Below are 7326 nucleotides of genomic sequence, written 5' to 3'. Positions count from 1 at the left end.
ATTTCCAGAAAACTATCTCTATTGCTCCAAATTCGCTATATTTTTACCCACTAATTTTTCCGAAGAGCCAAAAATATTAACTGCAAAATAATTGCTCCCGATCATTCCTCTCTTTGTCCAGGATTTACCAGAAAGAAGCCGCATCAAGATAAGTACAAGATTAGATGATTGGGGATAACCAAATACCCAATCATCAATCATCATTCCGAGATCATCAATCTTTTTTCTACTCTCCCGAACAATCCACCATAACGATAGAGATATCATCATGTGCTGTCTCTTCACCCAGGTGCAGAATCATCGCATTGATCAATGCCATCAAACTGCCTTCTTCTCCGGCACTTTCAAGGGTGGCAGCAATACCTTCATCACCAAAGTTTTCACCATCAGTATTTTTTGCCTCCACCAGGCCATCCGAGTAAATGACCAGTTTTCCGGCCCCGTGTTCCGCGTGCGTCAACGTCTCGGAATGCACCTCGTCATAATCCATTATCCCGAGTGCGGTATGCCGCGATGAAAAGCGCCTGGCGACCTGATTGTGTTCGTTGACGAACAGCAGGTCGGGGCAGCCACCATTCCAGACCTCAATCGTTTTCCTGTCAGGCTCGATCACGACCAGGGCCGCGGCCACGAAACGTTCCACCGGCATTAATTGCTTAATGCGCTGATTCATTTCATTGACCATATCCTTCAGCGACAGTGCCTTTGTCACCATGGCATAGAAGATTTGCGACAAGGGCAGTAGTGGCAAGGCAGCAGTCAGGCCATGCCCGGTAGAATCGGCATGCAGGATATACAAGCGGCCATTATCAGAACGCGCGGCGGCGACGATGTCACCGCTAAAGCGACTCGCCGGCAACACCCAGTGTTGCAGCATTTCGTCATTGAGACGCTCCTGGTTAATCATGCGTTCCATCAGGCTGTTTGCCATTGCATGTTCAGCCTCTGCACGTTGGTGATAACGCTGGAGTTCGGCCGTGGTATCCGCCAGTTGTCGTTGCATGTCGGCAATACGTCGCATCGACATAATCTTGGCATCCAGGACGTCGAGGTTCACCGGTTTGGTCAGGTAATCGTCACCGCCCTCTTCAAGCCCCCTGACCTGTTCCTCCCCCTTGCCAAGAGCGCTGAGAAAAATAATCGGCGTCCAGTGGCCATTGGCACGGGCCTTGATTTCCCGCGCCGCGTCATAGCCATTCATCCCCGGCATCATGACATCGAGAATAATAATATCGGGCCGCTCGGCCTCGAAGCGGTCAATGGCCTCCTGGCCATCAGCGGCCTCGGTAACAACATGACCGGCCTTTTGTAAATGTTTACTCACCAACAAACGGTTGACGGGCAAATCATCCACCACCAGAATCTTTAAACACTTATTCATTACACCCTTCTTCTATCATGCTCAGGCCGAGCAGCTATCCGGCGTATCAGGCAGGTATTCATCCAGTATCCTAAACAGTTTTTTTGCCTCTACTGGCTTGGTCAGGTGGTCAACAAAACCGGCCTCCCTGGCCTGTTTTATATCATTCGACATGGCGTTGGCACTGATGGCAACCACCGGGATATCCATGGTCAGGAAATCATCGCGCAGAATACCAAGTGCATCGATACCGCTTATACCCGGCAAGCCGACATCCATCAATATGATATCCGGAGCGGCGCTCTTCGCGAGCCGCACCCCTTCTTCACCGCTTTCCGCTATGAGTAATTCGTATTCCGGGCACTTGCGCATGATTAACTGCATCAAGCGTATGTTTGCCGGGTTGTCTTCAACATACAGCAATTTGTAACGTGTATTAGCTGTGTTCTTGTGCGGTTTTGCCCGCGTCTCGCGGGCAATGAGCTCTTTTTTATCAGTCATGCCTGCTGTTTGCGGCGCAGCACTGCTCCTCAACTCGATCCAGAAGCAGGAACCCTGTCCAGGGACACTGGTTAAGCCAAGTCGCCCCTCCATCAACTCAACCATGCGCCGGGTAATGCTTAAGCCGATACCGGAACCTTCAATGCTGGTCTGCTCATTCCCCAGGCGTTCAAACGGTATAAAAATCTGCTCCTGGTCCTCTTCCGAAAGCCCCGGGCCGGTATCCGTCACCGTGATTCGCACCTGTTCTTCATCCGCCACTTCATAGGCGAGATAAACATGGCCATCGTCATTATTATACTTAATCGCATTCGAGACCAGGTTCATGATCGCCTGTTTCAGGCGGACCGGATCCGCCACCACCCAGACGTCCGCCAACTGTTGCCAGCCTGCGTGAAACTGTATTTCATACATGTCCGCCAACTGCTGCATGAGACTGCTGCACTGCTCATAAATCATATGCAGGGAGACCGGCTCACAACGGACCTCCATACGCCCTGATTCAATCCGTGCCAGGTCCAGGACTTCATTGACCAGGCCCAGCAGATGTTGCCCTGCCTGGTAGATTTCCACTGTACTCTCGTGCTGCTCTTCCGTTAACGGCGTCTCCCTGTCATCGGCGAGCAACTGTGAAAAACCCATAATCGCGTTTAAGGGGGTACGCAGTTCGTGGCTCATATTGGAGAGAAATTCTGACTTGGCGCGACTGGCGTGTTCGGCATCCAGTTTCGCACTCAGCAAGTCATGCTTGTTCCGCTCCTCCTGTTGCACGCTCCGCATGGCATGAATCAAAATGCCGTAGGTCGCCTGCAGGGGCTTCAGGAAGTCGATAATTGAATCGTCAAAGCCGCCCTCCCGGTTCGCCAGGGCATACATGCCGACCATCTCGTCACCATAGAACACCGGCACGCCGAGGAAGTTTTTTATCCTGCTGTGCCCCACCGGCACCCCGCCACTTCGCGGGTCGGTATCCGGCGCGTTACTGATGACCGTCTCGCCGGTTTCCAGGACATGATTGATAAGCGATTTTTTACCCTCGCAGGTCAGGCGCCGTGTCGCATACTGTTGCCGTGATGTCTCATCCCAGGCAATATCAGTGACTGCATGCATAGTGCAGGACGGCGAGTCATCTACACAGGTTATCTCGGCGAGTATGCCAAGATCGCAATCCGTCACTCCCAGCAGCCCCTCCAGCAGGTCCTGGGAGATACCTGGCAATGACTGGGTTTCCACAAAGCCCGTCATTGCTTTCCGCAACATGTCCAGCAGGCTTTTTTGCCTGTCTAGTGTCTGCGCCATCCGGGTCTGCCGGGTAATATCCTGCACAATACACAACAGGTGCAGGGGGCTACCGTCTTCGGCACGCGTGACGTTACCACTCAATTGCAACCAGTGAATACTTTTGTCCGGCCAGAGAATGCGATGCACAATCGACAGTTCATGCCCCTTATCACAACACGCTTTAATCGCATTGGTCACCTCTCCCCGATCCGCCGGCGGTATGGTCTGTAAATAATTTTCATAAGCAGGTTCATAACCGCTATTTGCCCGACCCAGGATCTGCAGCATTTGTTCTGACCAGGTCATCTGGCCGGTCTGGATATTCCAGTCCCAGCTGCCTATGTTGGCAAATGCCTGGGTTTGCAGAAGATTGTTTTCGCTATTGGCGAGCGTCTTGCGCATCCTTACCAGTGGCGTGACGTCGGTGCGCGCGGAGATATATTTTTCCGGCCGGCCATGTCTGTCCAGAATCGGTTTGATAGTTGAATCCACCCAGTACAGGCCACCATCCTTACGCCGGTTACAAATGACTCCGTGCCAGCTTTTGCCGCTGCTGATGGTGGACCAGAGATCTGTATAAAATTCCCGGGAGTGTTCGGATGAGCGCACGAGACGATGATTACGGCCAAGCAATTCGTCACGCGTATAGCCACTGACCGCGCAGAACTTGTCGTTTACATAGGTAATGCGTCCGGCGACATCCGCGATACTGACAATCGAGTGCTCATCCAGCACCTGCTTTTGTTGTTGCAGTTCGATGTCGCGACGTTCCAGGGTACCGGCCTGCTCCTCGATAACCTGCAAGCCATGTTGTGACATGGCCTCTAACAGGCGCACGCGTTGTATATGCCCGCGATACAATAACAACCCCGATACGGTGACCAGCAAGCTGGCCATGAGGAAGAGGCCCAAATGGCTCAGCTCGATATCCGAGAACTGTAACGGGTACTGCATCTGCAGGCAGTAGTCCTGTGAACCAATCGGGATCGGATGCACCGCCGTTGCAACGGGCAACCAGTCTTCATGCTCCGGTAGCCGCCATGGCTGGTTTATGTCAACCAGTTCCAGTAACTGGCCCGTATTCCATGTATCGCTATACAGTAATGTATCCAGGTCATACTGCAACACGAACATACCCGCCAGGGTGGCCTCACGGCTGCCGGGATCACTCATGACTTCGGTGAAGGAATTCAGCCCTTCCATCGCTTGCGAATAAATCGCCTGGAACAGGTATAGCTTGCCGTTGCGCAAGGTTGACACCACGCTCCCGGTTCGAACCGCGTCGACCACGCTGGCCTGCATATCGGCACTGGTTAACCAGTCGCTGCCGGGAGCCAGCAAACCGGTTTTATCCGCATTAAAACTGTTCAGGTAACACATTGGCAGGTGCATCCCCTGCAACGGGCCGGGTTTATAAGCCTCCCCGGCAAGGGGTGTCACCCTGTAACCAGGCTTGCCGCTACGCTGCATTAAGGCTTCGTAATCAGCCACCTGGCCGGCATCGAGCCTGCGTAATAAGCCTATGCTCTCCAGGCCGTGGTAATGAACCAGTTTATCGGCAGTATAATTATTAAATTCGTTTTCGCTCAGGTCGTTGTGGGTATAAAACAGGCGTTCCAGATCCGCGACAAGGAGTAGACCGGCAGACGTGTCGTGTTCAAGCCTTTCACTGTAATTTTGCAGGTTGACCGCATAGCCGGCCGCCGCTTCGCGCAGATGAGTACGAAACACGAACATGGAGAGCAACACGGTCAGGACCAGACCCCCGACCACAATACCCCATAAAATTTTGTTGTCTTTACCCACCCGGAGAACTTTCCTTGCAGCTTGCGATGGCGGCACAGATGATTACGATAATACCCGTACTTTTCCTATTGTCTAGAAGTACTTACAGGCTATCGGCAGACACGCCTTCTACTTTAAGTTATTCACCCTGCTTTTTAGGCTGCCGGGATACAGGCTTGAAAGTTCTCCAAACGTTCTCTATGCTTCGGCCATGCTCACACCGCGCCTGCACGACACCCTCGGCTTCATTCGCGACTACTTCGCGCAGCACGGTTATGCGCCCCTGCTGAGTGAAATCGCCGCCGGTATCGGCATCCGATCCAGGGGAGTCATACACCGTTATCTGCAGGCGCTACATCGCGCCGGCTATATCGACATTCTGCCCAGCAAGCACAGGGGAATACGCTTGCTTGAAAGTGAGCACTCACATTTTGAGCACCCGGACTACAGCCTGCCCCTGCTTGGCCGGATTGCCGCCGGGCAGCCCATTGAGGCCATTCCGAACCATGACCGGCTCGACCTGGCCGCGTTCTTCATTGGCGAGAATCGCTTTGTCCTCAAGGTACAGGGCGACTCCATGATCGAGGCCGGCATCCTCGATGGCGACATGGTCGTGGTCGAGCAATGCGACCACGCCAGTAACGGCGATATCGTCGTCGCCCTAATCGACCACGAAGAGGCCACTCTCAAGACCCTGCGCCACCACCGTGACGACGCGGTCATGCTCATCCCCGCCAACCGCCAGATGACACCGATGCTCTACCCGGCCGAACGGGTGGCCATCCAGGGCGTGGTGGTCGGGCAACTACGCAGCTATAAATAGGGATTGATGATTGCGGAATGATGAATGATGAATGATGAATTGAAATGACATTGGTGACCACGGACCGGCTGTCGTGTCTACCCCAATCCCTGGCTCAACGCTTACTTTGGTACGGGCTTTTATTCCACGAAGCGCAAAGCGAGCAGGAACGTTCCGCTCGCAGTGAATGCTTTTCCATTCATCATTCATCAATTGCCCTGAACCATCGGAGATGGTTAGGGTATTTACAATGAACCCGAAGGGTTCTGTAAGCCAAGAAATCATCAATGATTAACCCCTGTCCGGTAATTTGGGATCGCGCGATCATTCACGTCGATATGAACGCGTTTTTTGCCTCCGTCGAGCAGCGCGACTTCCCGCAGTTGCGTGGCCTGCCGGTGGCGGTGACCAATGGCGAGCGTGGCAGTTGCATCATCACCTGCTCTTACGAGGCGCGCGCCTTTGGCATCCATACCGGTATGCGCCTGCCCGAGGCAAGGAAACTCTGCCCGGGCCTGATCCAGCGCCCGGCCCGGCCACGTGTCTATACAAAGGTTTCCACCGCCATCATGCAGGTCCTGCAGGAGATCAGCCCGGACATCGAGGTCTTCTCCGTTGACGAGGCCTTTCTCGATGTCAGCCACTGCCAACGCCTGCACGGCACCCCGGTGCGCATGGCACGCATGGCCAAACAAAGAGTGCTCGAGGTCTCGGGGATCACCTGTTCGGCCGGCGTCGGCGGTGACAAGACCACGGCCAAGTTTGCCGCCAAGCTGCAAAAACCGGATGGCCTGACCGTGATCCCGCCATGGGAGGCGCGCGAGCGCCTGCACCATGAACCCGCCACCTCGCTATGCGGTATCGCCGACGGCATCGGCGGTTTTCTTGCCGAACACGGCGCCTGCACCTGTGGCGAGGTCGGCCAGTTACCGGTCAGCGTACTGGCGCGACGCTTCGGCAATCTTGGCCGGCGCATCTGGCTCATGTGCCAGGGCGAAGACCCGGACAAGGTAACCACCGGTATCCCGGCACCGAAATCCATGGGCCATGGCAAGGTCGTGCCTCCCAACACGCGTGACCCCGATGTGCTGCTCACCTACCTGCGCCACATGAGCGAAAAGCTCGCCGCCCGCCTGCGTCGCCATACCCTGCAGGCCCAGCACTATGGCATCGGCCTGCGCACACGTGACGGCTATATCGGCCTGAAACTGAAACTGGCCAGCCCGGATAACGACGCCGAGGCCATTTTCAGGTTATGCCGTTTTGTACTGACGACCCACTGGCATGGTGAGGGGGGTGTTCCAGGTCCAGGTCAATGCCCTCGACCCACAACCCGAGGGACAACAGCTTGAATTATTTTCCGCCCAGGACACCCCGCACAGCGAGGTCAACAAGGTCATGGACGAAGTGAATCGCCGCTATGGTGAATTCGTCCTTGCCCCGGCCTGGAAGCCGGAGGGGCACCGGCAGACGATTGATGATTGACGATTGACGATTGACGATTGACGATTGACGATTGACGATTGATGATTGATGATTGATGATTGATGATTGATGATTGGTGATTGGTGATTGGTGATTGGTGATTGGTGATTGG

General features: G+C 54.4%; 6 protein-coding genes. 2 read left to right on the top strand and 4 right to left on the bottom strand.

Features of this window, described 5'->3' with window-relative positions:
* Positions 1 to 18: 18 nt before the first annotated feature.
* The 3 genes from RQ738_RS12705 to RQ738_RS12695 are packed head-to-tail and all read right to left on the bottom strand — an operon-like array spanning position 19 to position 4948.
* Positions 19 to 204 carry a hypothetical protein gene (locus RQ738_RS12705; protein ID WP_314165639.1) on the bottom strand — a complete coding sequence of 62 codons (186 nt, stop codon included), beginning with the start codon at positions 202 to 204 and terminating at the stop codon, positions 19 to 21.
* Between the two features lie 22 nt (positions 205 to 226).
* Positions 227 to 1381, bottom strand: a complete 1155-nt coding sequence (locus RQ738_RS12700) for a SpoIIE family protein phosphatase (protein ID WP_314165637.1) — start codon at positions 1379 to 1381, stop codon at positions 227 to 229.
* A 21-nt stretch (positions 1382 to 1402) separates the two neighbouring features.
* The gene (locus RQ738_RS12695) at positions 1403 to 4948 is read right to left on the bottom strand and encodes a PAS domain-containing protein (protein ID WP_314165636.1); all 3546 of its coding nucleotides are present in this window, start codon (positions 4946 to 4948) and stop codon (positions 1403 to 1405) included.
* Between the two features lie 190 nt (positions 4949 to 5138).
* Here RQ738_RS12695 and lexA point away from each other — a divergent pair, with 190 nt between their 5' ends.
* Complete coding sequence (lexA, locus tag RQ738_RS12690; RefSeq protein WP_314165635.1) at positions 5139 to 5750, top strand: transcriptional repressor LexA; 612 nt, start codon at positions 5139 to 5141, stop codon at positions 5748 to 5750.
* Positions 5751 to 6016: 266 nt separating this feature from the next.
* The gene (locus tag RQ738_RS12685; protein WP_314165634.1) at positions 6017 to 7081 is read left to right on the top strand and encodes a DNA polymerase IV; all 1065 of its coding nucleotides are present in this window, start codon (positions 6017 to 6019) and stop codon (positions 7079 to 7081) included.
* Position 7082: 1 nt separating this feature from the next.
* Here RQ738_RS12685 and RQ738_RS12680 read toward each other — a convergent pair.
* Positions 7083 to 7326, bottom strand: a 244-nt coding sequence (locus tag RQ738_RS12680) for a hypothetical protein (protein ID WP_314165633.1), incomplete at its 5' end; no start/stop codon positions are given.

This window comes from Sulfuriflexus sp., from assembly GCF_032250955.1.
Lineage (GTDB): Bacteria > Pseudomonadota > Gammaproteobacteria > AKS1 > AKS1 > Sulfuriflexus.
This window is presented reverse-complemented; position numbering and strand designations above follow the sequence as displayed.

Coding starts and splice junctions, on each gene's coding strand:
- RQ738_RS12685 (WP_314165634.1), top strand. CDS start 6,017: ATGATTAACCCCTGTCCGGTAATTTGGGATCGCGCGATCATTCACGTC.
- RQ738_RS12700 (WP_314165637.1), bottom strand. CDS start 1,381: ATGAATAAGTGTTTAAAGATTCTGGTGGTGGATGATTTGCCCGTCAAC.
- RQ738_RS12705 (WP_314165639.1), bottom strand. CDS start 204: ATGATGATTGATGATTGGGTATTTGGTTATCCCCAATCATCTAATCTT.
- lexA (WP_314165635.1), top strand. CDS start 5,139: ATGCTCACACCGCGCCTGCACGACACCCTCGGCTTCATTCGCGACTAC.